A 26388-nucleotide genomic window follows, 5' to 3' on the forward strand; every position below is an offset into this window, starting at 1 on the left:
GGGGAAGGAATTTGGAAGCATATAAAATTTGGGCGATTGTTAGTTTATTAATATATTTTGCGGCTCTATTAGTAATAAGTTTAAGGAAAAATAAAAATGAGACGAAAGAAGATTTTTTCTTGGCAGGACGGAGATTTCCACATTGGGCTTTAGCTCTCACCTTTGTTGCCTCCTGGTTTGGAGGAAACTCAGCGCTTATTTCTGTCGATCAAGCATACGAACAAGGGATTAGTGCTTGGTGGATAATTGGGTCCCCATCAGTACTTGCCGTATTGGCGCTCATGATTTTTGCTAAGGCTATCCGCAGGGTGGGATCAATGTCTCAATCTGGAATAATGGAAAAGCGATATAATAAATTAAGTGGCACATTGCTTTCGATTCTTATTGTCTGGTACATGATAACATGGGGAGCATCGCAGATGGTTGCGATTAGTAATTTCTTTTCCAGCATCTTTGGAATTAGTTATCTTCTTACTTTATTCATTTGTGTTGCTATCTGTATTGTGTACGCAACCATTGGCGGATTCCGGGCCGTTGTCTTTACTGAAATGCTGCAGTTTGGTCTATTATTGGCGGGTCTCCTTATTACACTTGGTGCAGCTTTATATTATTCTAATGGATTTGAAGCGATCAAGGCTGCTGCCGTAGTGAAAGAAAAGACAGAATATTTCAACTTCATGGCTAATTTCAGCAAAAATTTCTTGTTCCTCTTCTCCTTTGGACTTGCATGGGTTATAGATGCTTCGGCATGGCAGCGCATATCAGCTACAAAAAGTCCAGCAGAGGCAAGAAAAACTTCATTTGCCACCTTAATTTACTTTATTCCAATCTACTTTTTTGTAGTATTTACAGGAGTGGCAGCAGGGGCAATCTTCACTGAGCTGCCAAAGGGAGGGGTTATTAGCTCATTAGTTAAAGATTATATGCACCCATTTTTAGGAGCAATTGTCTTAGTCGGAATTGGCGCAGCAATTATGTCAACCATCACTACTACTATGAACGGTGGCTCATTGTACATGACAGAGTTATATCGAAAACATTTTAACAAAAATGCAACAGAAAAGCAGCTGGTGCGATTTGGAATGCTTGCAACAGTTATTATTAGTGCCTTTGGAATGTTCATCGCTGTACGAATTCCTGATTCACTTTGGGTATTGTGGATGTCTAGTGATATTTTAGCTGCTGGATTATTTGTCCCTATGATTTTTGGATTCTTTTGGCGCAGGGGGACATCTGTAGGAGCTTTAAGTAGTACTATATTTGGATGTGGCTTTGTGTTATATAACTTTTTTATTGACCTCGGATTTAAACTGCCATCATTTTGGCCTGGAGATGCAAGAAGAATTTTAATAGGGGTTGCAATAGGATTTAGCGCCTATTTTATAGGAAGCTTCTTGTCAAAGCCAGAGTATGAAAAGGCCGATAAGTTCTTTGAGGAAACCCAGTTAATAAAAAAGTATAAAAATAAAGATAAATCAGATGATCATATGATAAATCTGTAATTCCCCCGGGAAGTAGCTCGAATTTAGGAGAGATTTTATGAATCATAATATATCGTATAAGACATTAAAGGAATTAGTTATAAAGAAACTAGATTGGGCAGACGTTCGTCAGAATGAGGCTGAAATAGTGGCAGATGTTCTCATCCATGCAAATTTACGCGGTGTTGATTCTCATGGTGTTTTACGTGTAGAACATTATGTGAACCGAATTCAAGAAGGGGGGCTTAATGTTCGTTCAAATCCCAAAATAGAAAAGACAAGTAATTCCACTGCTGTGTACGATGGTGACAATGGATTTGGACACGTCATTGCGAAACAATCGATGGAACATGCTATTGAAATAGCAAAGGATCATGGTGTCGGATTAGTCGTTGCCAAGCATAGCAGTCATTGCGGAGCGTTATCCTATTTTGTCAATCAAGCGATTGAAAAAAAGCTTATCGGAATTGCCATGACACATATAGAAGCTTGTGTTGTACCTTTTGGCGCAGCTGAACCATATTTCGGCACAAACCCAATTGCTTTTGGTTTTCCGACTCAATCAGAAAAGCCGATTATTCTTGATTTCGCAACGAGTAATGTTGCGTTTGGGAAGGTTTTAAATGCAATGGAATATGGTGAACAAATCCCCTCAGATTGGGGAATTGATGAAGAAGGAAATTCAACGACAGATCCAAGCAAGCTGGCTTATTTATCCCCATTTGGTGGAGCAAAAGGATATGGACTAGGGATGGTGGTCGAAATTTTTTCAGGGTTGTTAAGTGGATCCGCCTTCGGCCCTCATATCCCCAAAATGTTTGTCGATTATAAAAAGATGTTGGATATTGGGCACTTTATTATGGTGATAGACCCAGAAAGGTTCATAGCGGTTGAAGGCTTCCTGAAAAACATGGATCGGATGATACATGAAATTCATTCACTTACTCCTGCCAAAGGTTTTGCAAAAGTATTAGTTCCTGGAGAAATCGAGGCATTGCAAGAGGAGAAACGCAGGTTAGAAGGAATTCCACTTCCAGATTCTGTTTGTACCTATTTAAATAGCTAATAGAATGATTTAACTAGTAATATCAGTACAATCTGTGAAGCACCGGGGATTAATTTCGGTGCTTTGTCCACTTGTCCGCTCAATTTTCAATAGTAAACTATTTAAAATGGAGGAGGTATGGAAAAAGGTGTCAGAATTAAAGGTGAAGACAAAGGTAGATTTAGTAATTAGTAATGCAACGGAGGTAGTTACCTGTGTCGGTGATTGTATGGGGGATATAGGAGTTTTAGAAAATGCCTGGATTGCAGTAAAAGATGAAAAAATTGTTGGTATAGGTACTGAGGAGAATATAAGGAATCAATTTGATATAAATAGCAGCAACGAAATCAATGCAAAAGGCAAAGTAATTGTACCTGGTTTTGTTGATTCACATACCCATTTAGTCTTTTACGGAACGCGCGTGGAAGAATATGCAGTAAAACTAACGGGAGAGAATCCGGAAAAGCTAAAAAACCTCGGTGTTACGACGGGGCCAAACCGAACTGTAGAGCTTACTCGTAACGCACTGGCAGAGGAATTGTTTGTGCAGTCAAAGAAACGTTTAATGACGTTGCTTGAGCATGGCGTTACAACTGTGGAAAGCAAAAGTGGATATGGCCTTACAACAGAAAGTGAAATCAAAATTTTAGAAGTTAGCAAAAGGCTTGGGAATGAGACCCCTCTTGATGTGGTAAATACATTTTTAGGGGCACACGGCTTTCCTGAGAAATTGACGAAAAGCGAGTATCTTGACGTGATCATAAACGAAATGATCCCTAAGGTTGGGGAGCTGGGACTTGCTGAGTTTTGTGATGTTTGGTGTGATGAGGGCTATTTCACAGCAGAAGAATCGGAAATAATTCTAAAAACTGGCTTAGAGTATGGGATGAAGCCAAAAATACATGCCGATGCTTACTCCTATATAGGCGGTTCTGATTTAGCGGCGGAAATGAAAATGGTTTCAGTAGACCATTTGAACTACACTCCAGATGAGGTAATGGAAAAGCTGGCAGAAGCGAAAGTAACCTGTGTTTTAATGCCAGCCTTAGATTTTGCAGTCAATCATAAGCAGCCATTTAAAGCAAGGAAGATGCTGGATTTAGGGATGAATATTGCCCTTGCTACTGATCTTTGCCCAGCTTGTTATACAGAATCAATGCAGTTTGTCATAAACCTTGCTTGCCGTTTATATAAATTTTCTGTTGAAGAGGCAATTAAAGCCGCCACTTTTGGTGGTGCGAAGGCTCTAGATTTAGATGACCGCGGAGTTATTCAAGAAGGAAAATTAGCGGACCTGCAAATATGGGATGTTCCTACTTATAAGCATATTGCTTACAAATTTGGAACAAATATTGTTGAAACGGTTATTAAAAAGGGAAAAGTCGTTATTAGTCACGAGTAAATTAATTTTTGGAGGGATTGTAATGACCACAAAACATACATCAAGTGCTGTTGAATTTGTAAAAGAGGATCGTTTACAAGATTTATTTCTGGAATTGGCAAAGATTAATGCTCCAAGCACAAAAGAGCAGCCTGTAGCGGACTACTTGATTAAAGCTTTGCCAGAGCTTGGATTTACGTTTGAATTTGATGAGGCCCATAAAAGCTTCGATGGCGAGGTGGGGAATTTAATTGCTTGGAATGAAGGAACAGACCCGTCAATTCCACCATTATTCTTCTCTACACACATGGATACTGTCCTTCCAACAGAAGGATTAAAACCCGTTATTAAAGAAGGAATCATCCACTCCGACGGAACAACGATTTTAGGTGCGGACGATAGGGCTGCACTGGCAGCCTATTTGGAAGCAATGCTGGCAATTAAAGAAAGCAAAATTCCACATGGTCCAGTTGAATTCATCCTAACCGTCAATGAACAGCCTGGTTTAGTGGGTTCAAGATATTTGGATTACACAAAAGTAAGGAGTAAGGCCGGCTATATTTTCGACAGTAGTGGTGAAGTAGGACAAATCATTCTGAAAGGTCCTTTCAGCTCAAGAATTTGGATGGAAGTAGAAGGCAATGCTGCACATATTGCACTGAATGCCGAGGAAGGGAATAGTGCGGTTTTGATTGCAGCTGAGGGTTTGACGAAAATGAAATTAGGCACAATCGATGATGAGACTCTTGCAAATGTTGGAATTATAAAAGGTGGAGAAATGACATCGATTATTCCTGGCAACGTCACTGTGGCTGGGGAAGTTCGAAGCTACTCAAAAACTAAGTTGGACCTTCAGCTAGAGCATATGGCTGAAACAATGAGGCAAGCAGCTGAGAAGAACGCGGGAAAAGTAAAGATAAGAATTGAGAAAAAATACAGTGGCTTTAATATTTCGAAGGATGATATTTTAGTGAAAACAGCTGAATCTGCGGCAAACAATATTAGGGTGAAGCCATATTTTACTGAAACATTAGGCGGAGCCGACACAAATGTACTAAACGAAAACGGTTTATCATGTCCAACTCTGGGGCTGGGATTCCAAAATATTCATTCCTTCAGAGAGTGTATCAGCATCGAAAACCTAGTCAACACAGGAAGACTAACGGCTGCACTTATCGAACAATGGTATGTAAATCACAAAGATAATAGCAGTAAACCCTTTTAGGGAGTGAGGCAGGAAATGGCACAATAGATACGAACATGTCAAAAAAATAGTCAAAATTGCATTTAGATTAGGATACTTAGATAAAAAGGATGGGGAGTTGAACAGGGAATGCAAAGTGAAAAGATAGTCGATTTTGAAGACGTGAAACTAGATGGTTTTACACTAGATCGCTACAAGGTACAACGTGTTGTTGATGGGAAAGTAAAGGTTTTCCTGCCTGAAGAAAATCTTTTACGAGTTCGATTAAGCCGCAATCGAATTGAAAAACAAATTAATGATGGGAAAATTATCTATGGGGTAAATACGGGTTTCGGTAAACTAAGCGATATTGAAATCGAAAAAGATGAAATTGCAAAATTACAGTTGAATTTATTACGAGCAGATGCTGTTGGTGTTGGCGATCCTCTTCCAATTTCTATTGTAAGGGCAATGATGATACTCCGTGCAAACGCACTCGCAAAAGGATTTTCAGGAATAAAAGAGGAAACACTGCAATTGCTCATTGATATGATTAATAAAGAAGTTCATCCGGTAGTGCCTTGTAAAGGTTCCGTAGGGGCAAGCGGAGATTTAGCACCTCTTTCCCACATTGCCCTTGTGCTGGTAGGTGAAGGGAAGGCAGAATACAAAGGAGAAATTCTCCCAGGGGGAGAAGCACTAAAACGGGCAGAGTTGAAGGCGGTCTCCCTAGAAGCGAAAGAAGGGCTTGCCTTAATAAACGGAACGCAGGCAATGTCAGGGATTGGCACGATTGCAATTAACGAAGCTGAGCGTGTGGGTTTAGCTGCAGATATGGCTGCCTGCCTCACAATGGAGGCGCTTCAGGGGGTAATATCTGCATTTGAAAGTGAATTACTTGCTGTTCGTCCACATCCCGAATTTGAATTTGTTGCTTCTCGAATGAGAAAGTGGCTTGAAGGAAGTCGACGTATTACCCACCAAGGTGAAATTCGGATTCAGGATGCCTATTCCATTCGTTGTATCCCGCAAGTGCACGGCGCGTCTTGGCAAGCATTCAATTATGGTGATGAACGACTAAGAGTGGAGATGAACTCCGCCACAGATAATCCGATTGTCTTAGAAAGTGGAGAGATTGTATCCGGAGGGCATTTTCACGGTCAGCCGATGGCTCTTGCGATGGACTTTTTGAAAGTTGGGGCAGCAGAGTGGGCAAATATTTCTGAGAGAAGAATCGAAAGACTTGTTAATCCGCAACTAAGCGGTTTATCCCCTTTCTTAGCACCCAATCCAGGATTAGAATGCGGCTTAATGGTTGCCCAATATGCAGCAGCTGCACTTGTTTCGGAAAATAAAGTTCTTGCCCACCCGGCAAGTGTGGACTCTATTCCGACCTCGGCCAACCAGGAAGATCACGTTAGTATGGGAACGATTGCGTCACGACAAGCAAGAGAGATTATCCATAATACGGCAAGAGTGATTGCAATTGAAATGATTTGTGCATCACAAGCAATTTATCTAGAAAAAGCAGAAAATCTTATGGCAACGGAAACAAGAAACTATTTGGAGAAGGTTCGCCAAATTTGCCCGCAGCTGGAAAGTGACAGAGCAATCTCAGACCAAATAGAAGAGTTAGCCCAATTTATTTTAAGGGAAGATGTATTAAGGAAATAATAGAATAGAAGAAAGTCCCTTATCAACAAAACTACTTGCCTTTTGAACAATCTTTTCCATTAAGAAGGCAAAAAGGAGGAGAAGAGTGGATGGAATTTAAATTATCGGATGAACTGTTAGCAATTAAAGCATTAGCAAGAGATTTTACAAACGAGGAAATTATGCCGGTTGCCAGAAAATATGATGAGGAAGAAAAATTTCCGGAAGAAGTTTTTCAAAAATTAAGAGATATCGGGCTTTTTAATTTGGCTGTTCCAGAGAAGTATGGAGGGCCGGGAATTGATAAAATCTCTCAAGCATTAATTGTGGAGGAGATTTCAAGAGGATGTGCGGGTATTGCTACATCCTGTGAAGGGAATTCTTTAGTTTCATACCCGATTCTTATCAGTGGAACCGAAGAGCAAAAGAAGAAATATTTAGGCCGGTTAACATATGGAGGACAATTTGGTTCTTTTTCTCTAACAGAGCCAGAAGCAGGAAGTGACGTTGCATCCCTTTCAACAACAATTGAAAGGAAAGGTGATGAATACATCCTGAATGGAGAGAAAGTTTTTATTACAAATGCAAATCATTCAAATTTTTATGTAGTTTTAGCTAAACATAAAGGGTCGGAGAAACCGAAACGATTTACAGCGCTAATTGTTGACCGCGATTTTGGAGGAGTATCCGTTGGGGAAAAAGAGAAGAAAATGGGCTTACGAGCTTCTGCTACAGGATCGATTAGATTTGAAGATGTCCGTGTTCCTATTGCGAATCGTATTGGTAGTGAGGGGGAAGGTTTTCAACTATTTATGAAGGCGCTTGCTTATGGGCGGCCTATGGTTGGAGCTTTATCGGTTGGTATTGCGCAAGGTGCATATGAGGCAGCACTTAATTATGCCAAAGAGCGCAAACAGTTTGGAAAACCAATCTCACAGTTTCAATCGATACAATTTATGTTAGCAGATATGGCAATGAATATTGAGGCTGCGAGGTTGTTGGTTTACAAATCTGCGTATCTTTTACAGCAAGGTACTCCCTCACCTACTGTTGGTGCTTTTGCTAAGTGTTTTGCATCAGATACAGCAATGAAAGTTACCACGGATGCTGTCCAAATTTTTGGCGGGAATGGGTATATGCGTGAATACCCAGTAGAAAAATATATGCGCGACGCAAAAATCACGCAAATCTATGAAGGTACTAATCAAATACAAAGGGTTGTAATTGCGAAAGAGATACTCAAATAAAACAAGGAAATAGTAGGAATATAATTGGAGGGGAAAAGGTGGTGAAAATTATTTCAGCTGATGAAGCTGCTTTATTAATCCCAGATAATGCTACTGTCGGAGTAACCGGCCATTGGGTGGGTGGCTTTGCAGAGGAAGTTGCAATTGCTGTTGAAGAAAGGTTTTTGAAAACTGGGCATCCCCAAAATATTACTTTAGTACATGCCACTGGTATTGGAGATTTTAAAGGTAGAGGAACACACCATTTTGGGTACGAAGGTTTAATAAAAAGATTAATATGCGGCCATACAAGTGCAGCTCCCAATTTGGCTAGTTTAGTAGAACAAGATAAAATCGAATGTTACTTTTTACCGCAAGGTGTTATTTGCCAACTTTGGAAAGCCGTTGCTGCAAATAAACCAGGTGTTTTTTCCAAAGTTGGTTTGGAAACCTTCATTGATCCACGTATTGATGGGGGAAAGGTTACAACAAAAACTAAAGAGGAGTTAGTTGAATTAGCGGAGATTAATGGCGAGGAATGGCTGCATTATAACAGATTTCCAATAGATGTCGCTATTATAAGAGGAACTTATGCCGATGAAAATGGAAACCTGAGTATGGACAAGGAGGCCGTATTGCTTGAGCAACGCACTCTTTCAATGGCCGCAAGAAACAGCGGAGGAATTGTTATTGCGCAGGTTGAAAATATTGTTAAAGCAAATACATTACACCCGAAGCAGGTTAAAGTTCCAGCCAATCTAATTGACTATATTGTGGTCGCAAAACCGGAGAACCATTTACAGACAATTCCTGAAGCATTTAATCCATCTTTATCGGGTAATATACGTATACCACTAGATAAAATAAAACCAATGGGACTAAATGTACGAAAGATTATTGCTCGTCGCTGTTCTATGGAACTTACAAATAAATCGGTTGCTAATTTGGGAATAGGGATGCCAGAAGGAGTTGGTTATATAGCAGTTGAGGAAGGAGTGATTGACGATGTTATGTTAACTACCGAAATAGGGTCATTCGGTGGAGTTCTGGGTTCAGGTTTTTACTTTGGAACTTCTGTAAATGCAGAAGCCACAATTGAAATGGTAGACATGTTTGATTTTTATGACGGCGGCGGTTTAGATATCGCATTTCTAGGATTGGCCCAGGTTGATAAATACGGAAATGTAAATGTAAGTAAATTTGGTTCAAAAGTTGCAGGCCCGGGTGGTTTCATTAATATTTCTCAGAATACTAGAAGCGTTATTTTTTGTGGCACATTTACTCATGGGGCTGAAATAGGAATTGAGGACGGTAAATTAGTTATTTTTAAAGAGGGTGAGGGTAGGAAGTTTTGTAATCATGTTGAACAGATCACATTTAGTGGAAATTATGCACAAAAACTCAATCAAAAGGTATTATATGTGACAGAACGAGCAGTTTTTAAGCTAGAAGGCGGAGAAATGATATTAATAGAGATCGCTCCAGGAATTGCTCTTGAAAGGGATATTTTACCGTTAATGGGATTTACACCAAAAATATCAAAACATTTAAAAGAGATGGACCAAGGAATTTTCAAATCGGAATGGGGATATCTTAAAACGAATATCGAAAAAAATAAAAATTTAAAATAGTGCTTGAAAAGCATTGAAAATGGGTATTGTTCCAACATAATAAAGGCAGTTTCAGCAAGAGCTTCCGGCACGCAGCCGGTGCTCTTTTTTAGTATATCGACTATTTAGTAAAAGTATATCCATTAACATCAACGCTTATTTACGATTTCACGCTACGGAGTTTGAATTAAATAGAAGTCATAAATAGGCCATTAAATAATAGATTGAATAATATAAGTGAATAGAAAACGGCAATGCACCTTGGTTGCAGTCTAGTCATCAGGGCAACTTTTTAGGAGGTGAAGAAAATGGATGTCAAACGAGTTCCGGCTTTTGCCCTGGCAAGTCAAATCATTCCTAACATTGATGATGGTTTAAGAGAGGCCTTTCAGGTACCCGCCAATATTAAAAGCCTAGGTCTCGTAACAAGCACGAGCGATGATGTCGGCTATACCGCATTAGATGAGGCAACGAAGATGGCAGCGGTGGAGGTCGTTTATGCGAAGTCCTTTTATGCCGGAGCGGCCCATGCTTCGGGTCCATTATCGGGGGAGTTCTTAGGTATTTTAGGCGGGGCAACACCTTCAGAGGTAAAAAGCGGTCTCGAGGCGGCGGTTCAGCTGATCAATGAGGGACCGGCGTTTTATGCAGTGGACGAGGCATGGGATCATGCCTATTTTGCCCATACAATTTCACGGACGGGAACGTATTTGTCAAAAATGGCAGGCATTAATCCGGGCGAGCCGTTAGCCTACTTGATTGCTCCGCCGCTTGAAGCAATGGTTGGTTTGGATGCTGCTTTGAAGGCGGCGGATGTAAGGATTTGTGTCTTTTATGGACCGCCAACGGAAACAAACTTCGGCGGCGGGCTGTTAACCGGCAGTCAATCGTCCTGTGCGGCAGCAGCAGAAGCCTTTGCTGAAACCGTTAAGAAAATTGCCCTTTCCCCCCATAGTTCATTTTAGCTTTTTAAAAGGTGTTGAGAAAATTGACGGAGAAAAAGCAGCGCGTCATACAAGAGTATGTTCCCGGGAAACAGCTGACATTAGCACACATCATCGCCAATCCCGATGAAGCATTGTACACAAAACTTGGAATCGGGCAGGCCGGTGCGATTGGAATTTTAACGTTAACGCCGACGGAAACCGCGATAATCGCCGCCGATATTGCTACAAAAGCCGCCGATATCGAAATCGGCTACCTGGATCGATTTACCGGTTCCTTGGTCATTTGCGGAACGGTATCTGATGTCGACATGGCCATCCAAGCCATTAATCAATTTTTAAGCAGGCATTTAAAATTTGAACCAGCGGAGATTACCCGCTCATGAAAACAGGCAAAGTGATGATGATTGGTCCGATTGGGTCCGGGAAATCGACGTTAACGAAGCGTCTATTAGAGGATTCGTCGCCTGTGTTAAAAACGCAAGCACTCAGTTACAACGAGTGGATTATCGATACACCTGGTGAATATAGCGAAAATCCGCTGTTTTACCGCTCGTTGATGGCGACATCGTTGGAAGCGCGCGTATTGCTGGTGATTCAAGATGCCACAAGGCTTCATCAGATTCTGCCTCCGAATTTTGCCCAAGGCTTTCCGATTGTGCCATTAGGGGTGATTACAAAGATAGACCATCCGGATGCGAATTTGGTGATGGCGGAGAAATTTTTAAGACAGGTTCTACCGCAAAATGAGATTTTCCACGTATCCTCCGTCACTTTAAAGGGAATTTCAGAGCTGCGGACAGTCATCCAGAAATATCTGTAGAGGGATTGTTCAGCACCCCTTAATCCATCCTTGGTGAATATTATTTGAATAGTTCGAATAACATGTACAAACCTTTTAATATTGGGAGTGAGGTGCATTTGAGCACTGTAGTAATCAAAAGTGTTGGCATTGATATCGGTACAAGCACATCCAAATTTATGATGAGTGAATTGACGCTGGGCCGGGTATCAAGCCATTTTTCACTGCCGCAGTTCGATATCATTGAACGCAAGGTCACCTATGTAAGTGAGATTATTGCCACTCCTTTAAAAAATGAAGAGGAAATTGATCTGCCGTCGCTGGTTTCCTGGCTTGAGAAGGAGTATCAGCAAGTTGGTTTAACACTTTCAGACATTAAATCAGGAGCTGTCATCATAACCGGAGAAACGGCAATCAAAAAGAATGCCGATGCCCTAATTCATTATTTAGCTGAACGCTCAGGTGACTTTGTGGTCGCAATAGCCGGTGCTAGTTTGGAAGCTGTGTTAGCAGGAAAAGGTTCAGGGGCGGCCAGGCACTCGCAGTCATCTAGGGCGGCGATTGCGAACATTGATATTGGCGGCGGTACGGCAAATGTTGTCGTTTTTCAACAAGGGAAAGTGCTTGAGACTATCACTTTTCATGTTGGCGGACGATTGATTGAGATTAATTCACTTGGTGAGGTTTTAAGGGTATCACCGTCTTTGAAACCATGGCTATGTTTTAAAAAATTTCGAGTAGAAAAGGGCATGCGCTTGTCGTTAACGGAGCTAATCGAAATCACTTCAGGACTATGCGGCGATTTACTTGATGTGTTAGCAGGGGAAAAAACAATTTCCTCACTTGAAAACTTGGTCCACAGTACGTCCTGCCAGGGTTTACCAAGAATTCAGGAGGTAATGGTTTCTGGGGGAGTGGGGCGGCTTGCATTGGAAGCACCCCCTGCGACATTGGCAGATGTGGCAAAATTTAACGACATTGGTCCGCTTTTGGCTAGCGAGCTAATGAAGGCGGTAAAAAGGTATCATTTTAATGTGGTGGAGGCGGCACAGACATCGAGCGCAACCGTTATTGGGGCTGGAACGCAAACGACAAAGCTGAGCGGGGCGACCATTTCCATTCAACCGGAGCTCCTGCCATTACGGAATATTCCTGTAGTGAAGGCGGCCTTATCGGAAATGGATTTTGAACAACAGATGGAACAGGCATTTTTAAAGGGAAAGGAATGGTTTGTGGGGAATGACCGTTTACCATTTGCTATTGGTTTAGGCGGCACACTCTATTTATCGTACTTAATGCTTAAGGAAATCGCCGGTAGTATCGGCAATCTGTATGCGAAGTATTTCCCTAGTGCTGAGGTTCTCGCCGTCGTATGTGAAAATGACATGGCCAAGGCCCTAGGGCAGGCATTACGGCTGCAAACTAAGTTTCAAGTGATTTGCATTGATCAAATTGGGATTGAACATGGTGACTATATTGATATTGGAGCACCGTTGAAAGACGAATTGGTGCCGGTGGTTGTCAAAACATTGGCGTTTTCTTAGGGTTTTAGATATCAGAATATTTCGAATTATAGAGTATGCTTTTGAATTTGTAAAATAACGGTTAGTTTTGTAGAATCAACCGTAAATTTGTAGAATCAACCCAAAAATTTGCTAAGGCATTTGAAAAAGTTCTTAAACAACCTGAAATAGGAGGTGATAATTTTGAAATCATCGATAACGTTACTCCATAAAACCTATCAATTCCGCGATTTGAAAGAAATTCTTGCTAAAGCAAATGAGGAAAAGTCTGGGGACCAGCTTGCCGGTATTGCCGCGAATGATGCCCAGGAGCGGCTCGCCGCACGGCATCTGCTAGCTGATTTAACACTTAGCGAGATTCGCAACAACCCTGTGCTCGCACCCGAAGAGGACGAGGTTTCACGCTTGATTGAGGAATCCATCAATGAAAAAATCTATCAATCTATCGCGAACTGGACCGTAAGCGAGCTCCGCGAAACACTGCTATCTGATAACACGACAAACCATGAAATCAGCCGTATCCGCAGAGGGCTGACGAGTGAGATGGCCGCTGCCGCTGCCAAAATTATGTCCAACCTGGATTTAATCCAGGCTGCATCAAAAATAGAAATCATTACCCAGTGTAATTATCCAATTGGTCACAAAGGTACTCTTGCTGGCAGGGCACAACCGAACCATCCAACCGACAGCATCCAAGGAATCAAAGCCTCACTTTACGAGGCCTTAAGCTATGGAATCGGCGATGCTGTTATCGGCATTAATCCGGTTATTGATACGGCTGAAAGTGTGAAGCAAATTTTACAAATGACTAGAGATGAAATAGATAGATTCCAAATCCCGACGCAAAACTGTGTCTTAGCGCATGTGACGACGCAGATGCGGGCAATCAAAAATGGCGCTCCCTCCGATTTGCTTTTTCAAAGCTTAGCGGGCACGGAGGCTGGGAATAAGGCATTTGGAATTAGTATCGACCTCTTAAACGAGGCAAATGAGTTAATACAAAAAGAAGGCACTTCCCATGGACCGAATCTTTGGTATTTTGAAACTGGACAGGGCTCAGAGCTGTCTTCCGATGCCCATCACTGCATTGACCAAGTGACGCTCGAATCGAGATGCTATGGCCTCGCCAAAAAATATAAACCATTTATCGTGAACACGGTGGTGGGCTTCATTGGACCAGAGTACCTATTCAACAGCAAACAGGTTATTAGGGCAGGGCTAGAGGACCATTTTATGGGGAAGCTCCAGGGGATTCCGATGGGGGTAGATGTTTGTTATACGAACCATATGAAAGCCGATCAAAATGATATGGAAAACCTCGCTATCTTACTGGGTTCTGCGGGGGTAAATTTCCTCATTGGGGTACCGATGGCGGATGATTGCATGCTCAATTATCAATCTACGAGTTTTCATGATATCGCCTCAGTACGCAGCGTACTCGGGCTAAGACCGGCGCCTTATTTTGAAAAATGGCTTGAGAAAATGGGGATTATCGAGGACGGGAGATTAACTGGTCGGGCAGGGGACCCAACCATATTTATGTAGATTGATCAGAGGTATTGGTGGCGTTACTGTCGCCAAGAGTGCTCCAACTGTCGCGCAGGGCGCTTCAACTGTCGCCAAGAGTGCTCTAACTGTCGGATAAGACACCACTACTGTCGAACGAGCATAGTTATCGAAAGGAGGCGAGCATTTTTGAAGGAAAAACAAATTGAATTGATTGTTCAAAAGGTAATGGAGCAGCTGCAGGCAAAGTTTCCAACGGAGAATAGAGCAGATCCAATTGATAAAGGACTTATATTTACGGAAAAAGACTGGGAAACATCGATTCCGAAGCCTGCTTTTCAGGAAGGAGTTGCGGACTTGATTACTTCCACCCCGGCACGGATTGGCGTCTGGAGAACAGGAACCCGCCCGCTGACGAAAACAATGTTAAAGCTGCAATTCGACCATGCGGCTGCTATCGATGCAGTCGGCGGCGAGGTGCTCGAGAACTATCTTGAGGAATTCGCTTTATTCACGGTGGAAACATGCTATGAGAACAAGGAAGTTTATTTGAAAAGGCCTGATAAGGGAAGGGTGCTAACCGATGCGGCCGTCCAAACCATAACGGAGCGGTGTCACAACCGGCCGCAGGTGCAAATTGTCGTCTCAGATGGGCTGAGCGCCTGTGCCGTAGAAACCAATTTAAAGGATGTCTATCCCGCATTACTAGATTCATTGCAACTTAACAATCTGACCTGTGGAACGCCCTTTTTTGTTAAAGGAGGCAGGGTCGCCTGTATGGACCATATCGGCGAAATCCTTGAGCCGGAGGTACTTGTTCTCCTGATTGGCGAACGGCCGGGTCTTGTTTCGGCAAGCTCAATGAGTGCCTATATGTGTTATCGTCCCCGAAAAGGGATTGTCGAATCGGATCGCAATGTCATCTCGAATATTCATCCGCTGGGCACTCCGCCAGTTGAGGCCGGTGCCCATATCGGCACCGTTTTACAAAAAATGTTGGAGCAAAAAGCAAGCGGTGTGAAACTGGAATTATAGCAAAAACAATAGAAAGGGGGTTAGTTAAATGGAGGTATTTATCGGTTTTGCTTTAGTGATAATTACCCTTTGCGTTGGCACTGCCATTGGCATGCATGCCAATAAAAACGTGCGTGCCTTTAAAGAGGAGGAACATGAAATTTTTGTTGATAAAGACGTAAGAAATTAAACTAGAGAGGGGAGAAAGGGATGAAAAATAAAGACCAGCAAATGGTGGAGGATCGAAAACAGCTAAACAGGTATGGCTATGCCCAAGAGTTGTTGCGTGATATGGGCGGATTTTCAAACTTTGCGATCTCGTTTTCGATTATTTCTATTTTAACAGGCGCCGTTTCCTTATACGGTCATGGATTAACCTACGGCGGACCGGGGATGATGGGCTTTGGCTGGACGATTGTCGCCTTTTTCGTGCTATTAGTTGCCGCCTCACTAGCCGAATTAGCGTCGGCAATTCCAACCGCGGGAGCCCTATATCACTGGGCAGCCACTCTAAAAGGGAGAAGGATTGGCTGGTATACTGCTTGGATTAATCTTATCGGTCAAATCGGAATTGTAGCGGGAATTGATTACTCATGCGCCTTATTCGCTGACCCGCTCTTAGCAACAGTCTTTGGTTATACTTCCACCGATACTACCATTCTAATTGTCTTTGGCGTAATTCTTCTATTACACGGAATCCTCAACCACGTCGGAATTAAAATCGTTGCCAAATTAAATGACTTTTCAGCCTGGTATCATATGCTGGTCGTCGCTATTTTGGTTGTTAGCTTGGCTTTTTTTACAAAAAACGGTTTGCAGCCAATTGATTACTTATTCCAGGTTGGGCAGACTTTTTCCGATAAGCCCTATTTCTTAGCCTTCTTAATTGGTTTATTGCAGGCGCAATGGACCTTTACCGGCTATGATGCATCAGCCCATACGATTGAAGAGACCGTTCATCCGCGTGTCCGTGCCCCGTGGGGGATCTATAATTCTGTGGCCTTTTCCTTCGTCTTTGGGTTTATCATGCTTGCCTTCGTGACCCTTTCGATTCACGATGCGGCTGGTGCGGTGAACTCTGACAACGCCTTTATCTATGTCATCAGTCAGGCCTTGGGCGGTACGTTTGGATCGATCGTTCTCTGGCTCGTCACTTTTGCGATGTTCTTCTGCGGTCTCTCGTCGATTACCTCATTCTCACGGATGATGTATGCGTTTTCGCGAGACAAGGGTATGCCGTTCAGCCGTCATTGGGCAGAAATCAGCCGCAAATTCCGGACACCGGCAAAAGCAATTTGGCTGGCCGTTATCCTTTCATTAGCTTTAGCATTAATTGATTATCTCACAAAAATCATTAATCCTAACGCAGGTTATTCCACTATCGCCTTCTTGACCGGGGTCAGTGTCGTTGGCTTGTATGTTGCATATGGCATTCCAATCTATCTTAAATTGGAAGCCGAGGCGAAAGGAATCTTTTTACGAAAGCATTATGGTCCTTGGAGTCTTGGGAAATGGAGCAAGCCGATTAATATTCTCAGTATCATCTGGATTCTCTTCATTTCCATTATGATGGTGATTCCGCCAAACCAAATGGCCGCCTATGCCTTGGGCGGGATGTTTATTATCTTGATTATCATGGACTTAGGCTATTACAAAAAGCACTTCAAAGGTCCGCAAGCTGCCCTTGAAAAATCAATCGAAGAGATTCAAAAATTGGAAGATGAGTTTGAGCATGAGAAGGAATAGCAGGTAAAAATCACAAAAGTGCCCTATGAATCGTACAGGGCACTTTTTCGCGTTTCTTTAAGCAACTTTTCAAGTTTTTCAAGCACCTTGTGTTACTATAATAGCTAACCGAAAAAAATGAGGTGTATTGAGATGAAAATTGAAGTTTGGTCAGATTATGTTTGTCCATTTTGTTATATCGGGAAAAGAAGGTTAGAAGAGGCGTTAAGTCAATTTCCAGATAAGGATAAAGTTGAAGTTGAATTCAAGAGTTTTGAGCTCGATCCAAATTCACCAAAGAATAGTGGAGAAAATATTCACGAAGTATTAGCAAAAAAATATGGCATGAGTCTTGAAAAAGCTAAACAGGCGAACCAAGGTGTTGGTTCTCAAGCTGCATCTGTTGGCTTAAGATTCAATTTTGATGAAATGAAGCCTACCAATACCTTTGATGCTCATCGTTTGGCCAAGTTTGCGAAAACACAAGGAAAAGAAGCAGTGGTCTCTGAAAAGCTTTTACATGCTTATTTCACAGAATCGAAGGATATTGGCAATCTTGAAACCTTGGCAGACATTGCCGAAGATGCAGGTTTAACTCGGCAAGAGGTAATATCGATCCTGAATGATAAGAATGCTTTTGCCGCTGATGTCCGCCAGGATGAATCCCTTGCCCAGCAATACGGCGTTCGCGGTGTTCCCTATTTCGTGATTAATCAAAAATATGCGATTTCCGGTGCCCAGCCGACGGAAACCTTTTTCGGTGCCCTTCAAAAAGTATGGCAGGAAGAATCTGCTTCCCCCATGCTCCAGGACCTTTCCACTACCGAAGATGCCAGCTGTGCCGATGGGAACTGTGTGATTCCAGAGAAAGAATAGAATTCTCCGAAATCATAAATTTGAAGGATTTAATGGATGAATAAACCGAGATCAATAAAAATGGGAAAGGCTTCTCGAGTCCTTTCCCATTTTTGTTTGAATAATTAAGGTGTTATTTGCTTTTCATTCTAAAATAAGACTGGTTACTGTCATCCCAACATCTTTCAATTTGCCAATTTCCTTGAATCGTGGTTTGGCAGTTTCTGTGCCTGATTGTGTTCCTTCTTGTTGTCCTGCGTCTAGAAGTTTTACGTCTAGAAGTGTTCCTTCTTGATGTGTTGCGTTGTCCGGATGTATTGCGTCTAGAAGTATTCCTTCGTGAAGTCGTTCCACGGCTAGAAGTTCGTTGTCTGGTCGTTCTCCTCCGCGACGCACCACGGTCAAAGCCAGGGTCTCTAAACATGAAATCCCCAAAACCGCCGCGTCTAACCTCATCTGCTGCACTTTGAATCTTCTCCGGTGAAATCTCTTCCGGTGTAATTTCCTCCATTTTAGCACCTCCTTTAAATATAGAAAAGGGAGTACGAAAACTTAACTGACCATTTGTCTATAAAACTCACTCTTCTTTTACCAAGTTACGTATCCAGGTCTGTTTTTGTATGGGACATAAGCCTAATAGCAGAAAAAATGCTTTTTCAACGTGACATCCTTCTTTTTTCTTACATACGAATAAAGGAGGAGGGATTGAAAATGGACGAGGCTGAAAAAATATCACAATATAAGCTGTTTATAAAACCCAATGACGTAAGAGAGCTGAGACGAGATATTTGGATTGATGATCCGATTCCAGCGCAGTTAACGTTGGAGGGGAAAAGGCTTGAAATTGATTTAAGCTATCGCGGCTCCCATATCCGGGATTTTCCGAAAAAGTCATATCAAATTTCTTTTTATAAACCGACAAAATTCAAAGGAGCAAAACAAATTCATTTAAACGCCGAATTCAAGGACCCGTCGTTGATACGGAATAAATTATCATTTGATTTTTTTACGGAAATCGGCGTGTTAGCACCGCAATCACATCATATTTTTTTAACGCAAAACGGAAAAGCAGAAGGGGTCTATTTAGAAATCGAATCGGTGGATGAAAACTTTTTGAAAAGAAGAAGCCTCCCCGATGGAAGTATTTTTTATGCAGTCGATGGGGATGCCAATTTTTCACTAATGAGCGACTTGGATAAGGAAACAAAAAAATCACTGGAATTGGGCTATGAAAGAAAATGCGGCGCCGCAACAGAGGATCATTATTTACAGGAATTTATTTATAAAATCAATACGATCCGCCAAAGTGAATTTGAAAAGGAAATTTTGAATTTTGTCGATGTCGACAAATACCTTCGCTGGATAGCGGGAATTATTTTTACCTCAAACTACGATGGATTCGTCCATAACTATGCGCTTTACAGGAATGGAGATACTGGTCTATTTGAAGTCATCCCGTGGGATTATGATGCCACCTGGGGCCGGGATGTAAACGGAAAGGTGATGGAAGCGAATTATGTCCCGATAGACGGTTTTAATACCTTAACGGCACGGCTGCTGGATGTAAAGAGTTTTCGCAAGCAATATCGAACCCTCCTTGAAGACATCATGAACCACCAATTTACGGTTGATTTTATGATTCCTAAGGTTGAAAATCTGCTCCAATTGGTGCGTCCTTATGTATTACAGGATCCCTATAAAAAACATACGATTGGCGACTTTGACAGGGAGTCAGCGGTTATCGCGAAATATATTGAAGAAAGAAGAAGGTATCTGCAGCGGAAATTAGCAAAATTAGATTAGAATTTAATAGTTTGAAGGAATCTGAAAGGACAGCTAGTCCTTTTTTATTTTTCAATTAACAATGGAGAAGTTTTGCTATTTCTGGTATTTTTGTAATATAGAAAAAGATTTGCCGCAGCCAAAAAACTACGATAATTTACTAGTTTCATAAGGCAATAGCAAGGGGGATTATGATTGCAAGCGAATTTAGGACAAAAAGAAATAGGTCAATGGTATTATATAAAAAATGGTGAACAAATTGGTCCTGTGAACGAGTCAGAATTGCTTTATTTATTTCGAGAAGGGTTCTTAAACGGGGATGCACTCGTTTGGACTAAAAACATGGAGCGCTGGGAGAAGGCCAGAAAGTTTCAGCAATTTGCCGATGTTTTAATTGTACCGCCGCCCATTCCGGTTTCACCGCGAATTTCCGAATCGATTGACTTTCGGAAAGCACCGCCAAAAAAAGACGCTGTTGGGACTTCAAAGCAGATAACAAACCCCTCCGGATATTCTAAGGCAAGACCGTGGATTCGATATTGGGCTCGGACAATAGATATGATTATTTTCGGAATGGCGATGGCCATTGTTGTGAGTATCCTCTCTCCTTCTTTCATGGAGGATTCTATCGGTACCTTTTTTAGCTTTTTTGCGATGCTGATTTGGCTTTTTGTTGAGCCGCTTATGTTAACCCTTTTTGGTAATACACTAGGAAAAGCGGTATTAAATATAAAAATAAGTATGGCGGATGGCCGTAAAATCACGTATCAAACAGCATTAAAACGGACATTTTCGGTGTGGCTTAAAGGGCTGGGCTTAGGGATTCCGATTGCCAGTTTAATTTGTCTCGCGCTTTCGATTGACCATCTAAATAAAAATAATGTAACCAAATGGGACAAAGAATACGGTTTTGTCGTTACACATGGTAAGGTCGGGTTTTTCAGAGGGTTCTTGGCCATTGTTATTCCGATCGTAGTCATGTTTATTTGTCTCATCATAATCGGGATTATTTGGGCTATCACATTAGGCGCTATCTAATTGCTAAATGGTGCCTTTCTTTTTAAATTGGAATAAGTAGGGTTTTTAGTGATGATGTCGAAATTTTATTAAAAATTGGGGTATGAGGGAGAGCGTAGTAAAGTGGTGAAATTTTGTACGAATTGTGGAAAAGAATTAAAGATTGGACAAGTTTTTTGTAATGGCTGCGGAACTAAAGTAGGTGGTCAAAGAACTGAGTATCCCGGGAATGTTTCGGCAACGGAGAGGACATCATTCGTTAAACAAACAAAAAACAAACAGAATCGCAACCTATTAATAACAGTATTTTCAATTGTTGGAGTTTTAGCATTATTGGTTGGTGCCTATTTTATTGTAACTGGATTAAAAGAAACGAAGCCTCAAGCTGTTTCTTATGATGTAACATCAGGAGCAAAGGAGAGTGGAGGCGACTTAGTTAAGGCTGACACTAAAAAGAAAGAACAGGCAGCTGAAAATGATGAGAACTCGATTATTAATGACTATACGAGAAAATTAAACAGTTTAATAATCAATGCTTCAGGTTCGGATATTTCGCTAGGTAAGTGGGACATTACGAACCGGAATGGTACTTTATTTTTGGAAGCCAATAAGATCCCTTCGAGAAATTTAACCCGTATTTTTGATCTCTACGATAGCGGGGAGCTATCGCCCTTAAAAGATTGGGCAAAAGAAGTGTACTTCATTGCTGATGATTTATCGGGGAAATTAAAGTCAAAATGGGACATTGAAGTTGGTAATGGATGTGTGTCTGACTATCCGATTACCCTTTCTCAAGCGGATTTAATGGCGTACTCTGGATCATGCGGTTATTCTATACCAGTATTGTCGGGTTCGGATAAGAGAAGTTTATCATTATTGATTCATAGTAAGGTATTTGGCTCTTCCGAAAATACCACAGTTTCCGTAACTGATGATTTTATTCTTCCTAATAGTGACGTTAGAAGGTTAACCGAAAGTGAAATTACGTCGCTTTCACTTGAAGAGCTTGGTTTGGCGAGAAATGAAATCTTTGCACGCCATGGTCACGTGTTTACTAAGGAGGAGCTGCGTGTTTATTTCGAACAGAAATCGTGGTACTTCCCTGATGCAGCCTATACCGACACATTAAGTCCGATAGAAAAATATAACGTAGATTTGATTAAGAGTCGAGAGGAGTCCCTGAAGTGAACAGAAGCGCGGTCAAGATCGGAATTTCCCTTATCATCCTGTTAGCAATGATCCCTCTCTATTATTTTTTCAATCCTGCCGTGGCAAAAGAAAAGGCTTCCACAAGTAAGAATGAAAAATCTGAGCTGCATGCGAAAGCGAGTGCAGCTCCAAAAAAACAGGCTGAACAGAAAGATGCTGCAAACGAAAGCCAGAAAAAAGACCAGGAAGACATAACGGCAGCAAATAAGAACGAAGAAACAGTAAAAGAGGAATCAGTTACGACGGAAACTGCTTCTTCTGATGTAACAAAGGAGATTCAAAGGGACTTTTTGGTTGTCATCGACCCCGGTCACCAAAGGCATGCTAATGTAGGGAAAGAGCCTGTAGGACCAGGTGCAGCGGAGACGAAGATGAAGGTTACAGGCGGCACGTCCGGTGTTGCAACGGGGAAGCCGGAATATCAGTTAGCGTTGGAAGCCTCACTTATTTTAGGTGAATTATTGGAAAAACAAGGGGTAAAGGTCATTTATACACGGAAAACACACGATGTCAATTTAAGCAACAAGGAAAGGGCGGAATTTGCTAATCAAAATAGAGCCGATTTATTCATAAGGATTCATGCGGATGGGTCCACCGATAAAAGTGTTAGCGGTCTATCAGTGTTGACTCCTGCAAAAAACGACCCGTACACAAAAGCAATTTACGAGGAGAGTTTAAAAGCTTCTCAGCTGATTTTAGATGAAACGAAGAAAAATACTGCTGTAAAGGTGAATGGAATATCGTATCGAAGTGATTTATCAGGTTTTAACTGGTCACAGGTGCCAAGCACATTAGTTGAAATGGGTTTTATGAGCAATCCTGTGGAAGACAGAAACCTTTCAGACCCAACGTATCTTACCAATCTTCTCACCAACGTTGCCGATGGAATCCTACAGTATGCAAGCCTTAAAAAGTAAGAGGCTGTTAGTGTCTAGTGGAGATTATTGATTGAAAAAAAGATGCCGATTGGCATCTTTTTTTCAGCCGAGGATAGAATTAGCTTCTTTTTGGAAGCCACATGTTACGGCTTCTGTAATATTCCTCCATTTGAAAATTATCATTTGGTGTTGTACTCCAGCCCCAGTTTCCTTGTCCAACATTGCTCCTGCCTGGACGATTACAACATCTTGATCGTCTCTGTGATCTATTTCGCGAAGTGATCCTTCTAGATGTGTTTCTGCGTAAGGTATTCCGTCTTGAGGTATTTCGACGTGAAGTATTCCGCTGTCTGGACGTATTTCTCCGTGAGGTATTGCGTCTGGACGTATTTCTCCGTGAGGTATTGCGTCTAGTAGTGTTGCGTCTGGACGTGTTCCTACGTGAAGTATTCCGTCTAGATGTTACCACGACCGAAGTTTGGCGATTTCTGGAAGTAATCCTCCTTGAAGTCACCCTGAAGGAAACCGGCTGCTGTCTGGAAGTAATCCTTCTAGAAGTCACCATGACGGAAGTATACCGCTGTCTAGAAGTATTCCTTCGGGTAGTCACCATGATTGAAGTTTGGCGATTTCTGGAGGTATTCCGTCTAGTAGTTATGAGAATGGAAGTTTGCCGAGTTCTAGAAGTTTGCCGTCTCCTAGAAGTTTTCCGGCGCGAAGTTTTCCGGTGGTGTGGTGGGTGGGGTTTCCTTTTACTATGTTTTTTGTGATGTGATTTGTGCTTTAAACCCGGATCCCTAAACATGAATTTTCCATGCCCAGATTTTTTAACTTCTTCCGCTGCCTTTTGAATATCATCTGGAGAAAAGTTTCTCATTTTTTCACCTCTTTATTTCTTGAAAAGGAAGGCCGAACACATAATAACCATTATTGGCTCCGCTCTTCCTCCTCTCCTGTTAATCTACGTCGGTGCTTTTTTTTTTGTATGGGGGAATTGCTTATTAATGGAAAAAAGTTTGTCCTTACAGCGTGCACGGGCACCATCCCAAACTTACGAGGGGACAAAAAAGAACGATCCATGTTTAGTTTGGATCGTTCTTTTTGTCTCATATTGTTAGCGATTCAATACAAAAAATATTTCATTCACTGTGATCTCTTACCTAAGAATTATGAATTTTAATTCCTCAAGGGAAAGATATTCTATTTCTCAAAAGTGTTTTCACTTAATAGGTAATTTCGATTTTTTTGCCTTCATTTGCCGATAGACGAATGGCATCAAGCACCAACTGGGTGGCACGTCCATCTTCGAAATCAGCTAGGTAAGGCTGTTTAGTTCCTGTTACCAAGGTGTCATTAAGTGCATCCAGTGCCCGGTTGAACCCGTTATAATACCGTGCAGCGACCGCAGGCATTCCGGGAGGAGCAGTTATTTCTGATCCAAGCTCAACTTCCTCAAGCGGGGCATCCCCAGATGAGATATAGACTTGATTATCGTCAACCATAACGAGTGTTCCGGAGGTGCCGAATATTTCCAGACGCCAGTTGGTGGCGGTCTGACAAGCAGCCGAAATTAGGTCCATCGTCACCGTAGGGCCACTTTCTAATTTTCCAATCACTTGAAAGGCATCATCAGCAGTACGGGTTTCTACGATACCATCGGGAGCCGTCTGTGTTGGCACATGAATGGGAAGATTCGCAAACACTTCGCTATATCTGCTATTCAACCACCAATGTAGCGAATCAGTCATATGAGAACCAATCGCCCCAAGCATGCCTCCGCCGGTTTCAGTTTGACCAAGCCATCCACGAGGTTTTGAGACAAGAGCATTATATGTCGGGAACGAACACAGATAACGTACATGTAAAATCCTGCCGAGAGCTTCACTATCCAAAATCTCTTTCACCTTTGTTCTTGCAGGGAGGTAACGGAATTCGTGGTTGATGAGACCAAACTTACCGGCTTTGTTTCTGGCAGAAATCATTTCATTCGCTTCTTTTATATGTAATGCCATCGGCTTTTCACACATAACATGTAATCCTTTTTCATAAGCAGCCAGCACCATTTCCTTGTGCAATTGAACTGCAGAAGCGATTACGACAAGCTCCAACTGCTCTTGATCTAGCATTTGCCGCCAGTCAGTATAGACATTTTCAATCCTGCTCACTTTTCTAATTTCCTCGATATTTCCCCTAGAAACACTGGCAATAGCAACCACATCGAAGCCATCATGAAAATTCATCATTGGTGCATGCACTTTAGCTCCAAACCCCGTACCGATAATTCCAACCCTAATTTTCTCCAATTATATCAACACCTTTATTGTATTTACAGTTTAATATTAATTTGTACGAGAGAAAATTGCGAATTTTTGGCATTAACTTAAATTATTTAGACATTCATTTTTTAAGGGAAATGGGACCTAATCGAGTCAACTTGGAGCCTTTCCAATTAAGAAAGGCTCTTTTTGAGTTTTTCTATACGGTTTGTTCAATAATTATGTTAAAATATGAAGGGTGAAAAACATTATCATTGGGAATCATTTAGAACCTAGTTTCAGGAGAGGATCATAATTGAAAAAAGATTGGTTACCTTCCTCACAGAAGGATGGGACAGTTTTATTAGCGAATGAGCAAAATACGTCAACTCTTTTATCTGATTTAAAAGCACTTTTTAAAGCAAATGTTTTACTTGCTAATGTGCTTCCAGTATTTACGGGCTATTGGTTAGCGCTCTATTTTTCGGGTTCTGCTTTTAGCGCAAATTGGGACGTCTTTTTGCTAACGATGATTGGAAGTACACTGGTTATGGCCGGGGCACTGGTTATTAATAACTGGTATGATGTTGATATTGATACGGTGATGGACCGAACGAAAAACCGCCCAACCGTTACTGGTACTATTTCTTTAAAGGTCGTATTAACACTGGGAATCGCCTTTTCAGTTCTTGGCTTTATTCTGCTGCTGTTTACAACGATTGAAGCAGCCATTTGGGCATTCGTGGGCTGGTTTACTTATGTGATTATGTATACAATGTGGTCAAAACGCAGATATACACTTAATACTGTAATTGGCAGTGTTTCAGGTGCCGTATCGCCACTTATCGGCTGGACGGCAATTGAATCTGGTTTTCACATCGTCCCGATTATCCTATTTCTTATTTTGTTTGTTTTTCAAATGCCCCATACATTTGCGATTGCGATGCGGAAGTATCATGAATATAAAGCCGCAGGGGTAGCGATGCTTCCCGTTGTTCACGGCTTTGCCATGACGAAACGGCAAATTTTCGTCTATGTTGCCTGTTTATTGCCGCTGCCATTTTATTTGACATCACTTGGTATCACATTTATCGTGATTGCCACTGTTCTAAATATCGGCTGGTTAGCTGTAAGTATTTACGGATTTTTTACGAAAGATGATCAAGGATGGGCACGAGTGGTTTTTATTTATTCGGTCAATTATATAACTATCTTATTTGTTTTGATGGTTATTGTTACCTTGCCACTATTTGGTTAAGTTGTTTCAGTGAAAACTTCAAAGGGTCAGTCTTATTGCAC

General features: G+C 41.7%; 24 protein-coding genes. 21 read left to right on the top strand and 3 right to left on the bottom strand.

What is annotated here, in order from left to right; genetic code table 11:
• The first annotated feature begins 11 nt into the window (after positions 1 to 11).
• The 16 genes from BANVL01_RS15935 (at position 12) to BANVL01_RS16005 (ending at position 17969) form a co-directional block, all read left to right on the top strand.
• On the top strand, positions 12 to 1502 hold the full coding sequence (locus BANVL01_RS15935; protein WP_066088436.1) for a sodium:solute symporter family protein: 1491 nt from the start codon (positions 12 to 14) through the stop codon (positions 1500 to 1502).
• Positions 1503 to 1539: 37 nt separating this feature from the next.
• The gene (locus tag BANVL01_RS15940; RefSeq protein ID WP_066088433.1) at positions 1540 to 2547 is read left to right on the top strand and encodes an Ldh family oxidoreductase; all 1008 of its coding nucleotides are present in this window, start codon (positions 1540 to 1542) and stop codon (positions 2545 to 2547) included.
• Between the two features lie 127 nt (positions 2548 to 2674).
• A complete protein-coding gene (gene hutI / locus BANVL01_RS15945) occupies positions 2675 to 3928 on the top strand; it encodes an imidazolonepropionase (RefSeq protein WP_235845605.1) in 1254 nt (417 codons plus the stop codon).
• Positions 3929 to 3950: 22 nt separating this feature from the next.
• Complete coding sequence (locus BANVL01_RS15950; RefSeq protein WP_066088430.1) at positions 3951 to 5132, top strand: M20/M25/M40 family metallo-hydrolase; 1182 nt, start codon at positions 3951 to 3953, stop codon at positions 5130 to 5132.
• A 108-nt stretch (positions 5133 to 5240) separates the two neighbouring features.
• Complete coding sequence (hutH, locus tag BANVL01_RS15955) at positions 5241 to 6764, top strand: histidine ammonia-lyase (protein WP_066088427.1); 1524 nt, start codon at positions 5241 to 5243, stop codon at positions 6762 to 6764.
• A gap of 89 nt (positions 6765 to 6853) precedes the next feature.
• Complete coding sequence (locus BANVL01_RS15960; protein WP_066088424.1) at positions 6854 to 7990, top strand: acyl-CoA dehydrogenase family protein; 1137 nt, start codon at positions 6854 to 6856, stop codon at positions 7988 to 7990.
• A gap of 38 nt (positions 7991 to 8028) precedes the next feature.
• A complete protein-coding gene (locus BANVL01_RS15965; protein ID WP_066088421.1) occupies positions 8029 to 9600 on the top strand; it encodes an acyl CoA:acetate/3-ketoacid CoA transferase in 1572 nt (523 codons plus the stop codon).
• 287 nt (positions 9601 to 9887) lie between these two features.
• Entirely contained in the window at positions 9888 to 10544 is a 657-nt protein-coding gene (eutL, locus tag BANVL01_RS15970; RefSeq protein WP_066088418.1) for an ethanolamine utilization microcompartment protein EutL, read from the top strand.
• A gap of 23 nt (positions 10545 to 10567) precedes the next feature.
• Positions 10568 to 10909, top strand: a complete 342-nt coding sequence (eutS, locus tag BANVL01_RS15975) for an ethanolamine utilization microcompartment protein EutS (RefSeq protein WP_066088416.1) — start codon at positions 10568 to 10570, stop codon at positions 10907 to 10909.
• Complete coding sequence (locus BANVL01_RS15980) at positions 10906 to 11346, top strand: EutP/PduV family microcompartment system protein (protein ID WP_066088413.1); 441 nt, start codon at positions 10906 to 10908, stop codon at positions 11344 to 11346. Before eutS ends, BANVL01_RS15980 begins: the two co-directional genes overlap by 4 nt.
• Positions 11347 to 11444: 98 nt before the next feature.
• The gene (locus BANVL01_RS15985; protein WP_235845607.1) at positions 11445 to 12869 is read left to right on the top strand and encodes an ethanolamine ammonia-lyase reactivating factor EutA; all 1425 of its coding nucleotides are present in this window, start codon (positions 11445 to 11447) and stop codon (positions 12867 to 12869) included.
• A 162-nt stretch (positions 12870 to 13031) separates the two neighbouring features.
• Positions 13032 to 14393, top strand: coding sequence for an ethanolamine ammonia-lyase subunit EutB (locus BANVL01_RS15990; protein WP_066088410.1), 1362 nt, complete (start codon positions 13032 to 13034; stop codon positions 14391 to 14393).
• A gap of 150 nt (positions 14394 to 14543) precedes the next feature.
• Positions 14544 to 15389, top strand: a complete 846-nt coding sequence (gene eutC / locus BANVL01_RS15995; protein WP_066088407.1) for an ethanolamine ammonia-lyase subunit EutC — start codon at positions 14544 to 14546, stop codon at positions 15387 to 15389.
• Between the two features lie 28 nt (positions 15390 to 15417).
• Positions 15418 to 15558, top strand: a complete 141-nt coding sequence (locus tag BANVL01_RS27325) for a hypothetical protein (RefSeq protein WP_156482326.1) — start codon at positions 15418 to 15420, stop codon at positions 15556 to 15558.
• Between the two features lie 20 nt (positions 15559 to 15578).
• Positions 15579 to 17114: an amino acid permease gene (locus BANVL01_RS16000; RefSeq protein WP_066088403.1), complete on the top strand. Its 1536-nt coding sequence runs from the start codon at positions 15579 to 15581 to the stop codon at positions 17112 to 17114.
• A gap of 132 nt (positions 17115 to 17246) precedes the next feature.
• On the top strand, positions 17247 to 17969 hold the full coding sequence (locus BANVL01_RS16005; protein ID WP_066088400.1) for a DsbA family oxidoreductase: 723 nt from the start codon (positions 17247 to 17249) through the stop codon (positions 17967 to 17969).
• A gap of 112 nt (positions 17970 to 18081) precedes the next feature.
• Here BANVL01_RS16005 and BANVL01_RS16010 read toward each other — a convergent pair whose 3' ends face one another.
• Complete coding sequence (locus BANVL01_RS16010; protein WP_156482328.1) at positions 18082 to 18459, bottom strand: CotG/ExsB N-terminal domain-containing protein; 378 nt, start codon at positions 18457 to 18459, stop codon at positions 18082 to 18084.
• A gap of 200 nt (positions 18460 to 18659) precedes the next feature.
• Here BANVL01_RS16010 and BANVL01_RS16015 point away from each other — a divergent pair, with 200 nt between their 5' ends.
• The 4 genes from BANVL01_RS16015 (at position 18660) to BANVL01_RS16030 (ending at position 22873) form a co-directional block, all read left to right on the top strand.
• Entirely contained in the window at positions 18660 to 19751 is a 1092-nt protein-coding gene (locus tag BANVL01_RS16015; protein ID WP_066088397.1) for a CotH kinase family protein, read from the top strand.
• Positions 19752 to 19925: 174 nt separating this feature from the next.
• Positions 19926 to 20768, top strand: coding sequence for an RDD family protein (locus BANVL01_RS16020; protein WP_066088394.1), 843 nt, complete (start codon positions 19926 to 19928; stop codon positions 20766 to 20768).
• A gap of 102 nt (positions 20769 to 20870) precedes the next feature.
• Positions 20871 to 21935: a YARHG domain-containing protein gene (locus tag BANVL01_RS16025; RefSeq protein ID WP_066088393.1), complete on the top strand. Its 1065-nt coding sequence runs from the start codon at positions 20871 to 20873 to the stop codon at positions 21933 to 21935.
• Complete coding sequence (locus BANVL01_RS16030) at positions 21932 to 22873, top strand: N-acetylmuramoyl-L-alanine amidase family protein (RefSeq protein WP_066147967.1); 942 nt, start codon at positions 21932 to 21934, stop codon at positions 22871 to 22873. The genes BANVL01_RS16025 and BANVL01_RS16030 overlap by 4 nt, the downstream gene beginning before the upstream one ends.
• A gap of 79 nt (positions 22874 to 22952) precedes the next feature.
• Here the strand turns inward: BANVL01_RS16030 and BANVL01_RS28880 are convergent, their stop codons facing one another.
• Both BANVL01_RS28880 and BANVL01_RS16040 read right to left on the bottom strand, forming a co-directional pair.
• Complete coding sequence (locus tag BANVL01_RS28880; protein ID WP_425311821.1) at positions 22953 to 23711, bottom strand: CotG/ExsB N-terminal domain-containing protein; 759 nt, start codon at positions 23709 to 23711, stop codon at positions 22953 to 22955.
• A 346-nt stretch (positions 23712 to 24057) separates the two neighbouring features.
• Positions 24058 to 25137 (bottom strand): Gfo/Idh/MocA family protein, encoded by a 1080-nt coding sequence (locus tag BANVL01_RS16040; protein WP_066088384.1) that lies wholly within the window; start codon positions 25135 to 25137, stop codon positions 24058 to 24060.
• A gap of 268 nt (positions 25138 to 25405) precedes the next feature.
• On the opposite strand from BANVL01_RS16040, the gene cyoE reads away from it, so the two are divergent.
• Positions 25406 to 26347, top strand: a complete 942-nt coding sequence (gene cyoE / locus BANVL01_RS16045; RefSeq protein ID WP_066088381.1) for a heme o synthase — start codon at positions 25406 to 25408, stop codon at positions 26345 to 26347.
• Positions 26348 to 26388: the final 41 nt, after the last annotated feature.

The organism is Neobacillus novalis NBRC 102450, from assembly GCF_001591805.1.
Taxonomy (GTDB): Bacteria; Bacillota; Bacilli; order Bacillales; family Cytobacillaceae; genus Neobacillus; species Neobacillus novalis.

What these genes read in the sequence shown, in the direction of transcription:
- BANVL01_RS15980 (WP_066088413.1), top strand. Translation starts at nt 10,906, where the DNA reads ATGAAAACAGGCAAAGTGATGATGATTGGTCCGATTGGGTCCGGGAAA.
- eutL (WP_066088418.1), top strand. Translation starts at nt 9,888, where the DNA reads ATGGATGTCAAACGAGTTCCGGCTTTTGCCCTGGCAAGTCAAATCATT.
- BANVL01_RS27325 (WP_156482326.1), top strand. Translation starts at nt 15,418, where the DNA reads ATGGAGGTATTTATCGGTTTTGCTTTAGTGATAATTACCCTTTGCGTT.
- BANVL01_RS15950 (WP_066088430.1), top strand. Translation starts at nt 3,951, where the DNA reads ATGACCACAAAACATACATCAAGTGCTGTTGAATTTGTAAAAGAGGAT.
- hutH (WP_066088427.1), top strand. Translation starts at nt 5,241, where the DNA reads ATGCAAAGTGAAAAGATAGTCGATTTTGAAGACGTGAAACTAGATGGT.
- BANVL01_RS16000 (WP_066088403.1), top strand. Translation starts at nt 15,579, where the DNA reads ATGAAAAATAAAGACCAGCAAATGGTGGAGGATCGAAAACAGCTAAAC.
- BANVL01_RS16005 (WP_066088400.1), top strand. Translation starts at nt 17,247, where the DNA reads ATGAAAATTGAAGTTTGGTCAGATTATGTTTGTCCATTTTGTTATATC.
- BANVL01_RS15960 (WP_066088424.1), top strand. Translation starts at nt 6,854, where the DNA reads ATGGAATTTAAATTATCGGATGAACTGTTAGCAATTAAAGCATTAGCA.
- BANVL01_RS16015 (WP_066088397.1), top strand. Translation starts at nt 18,660, where the DNA reads ATGGACGAGGCTGAAAAAATATCACAATATAAGCTGTTTATAAAACCC.
- BANVL01_RS28880 (WP_425311821.1), bottom strand. Translation starts at nt 23,711, where the DNA reads ATGAGAAACTTTTCTCCAGATGATATTCAAAAGGCAGCGGAAGAAGTT.
- BANVL01_RS16010 (WP_156482328.1), bottom strand. Translation starts at nt 18,459, where the DNA reads ATGGAGGAAATTACACCGGAAGAGATTTCACCGGAGAAGATTCAAAGT.
- BANVL01_RS15940 (WP_066088433.1), top strand. Translation starts at nt 1,540, where the DNA reads ATGAATCATAATATATCGTATAAGACATTAAAGGAATTAGTTATAAAG.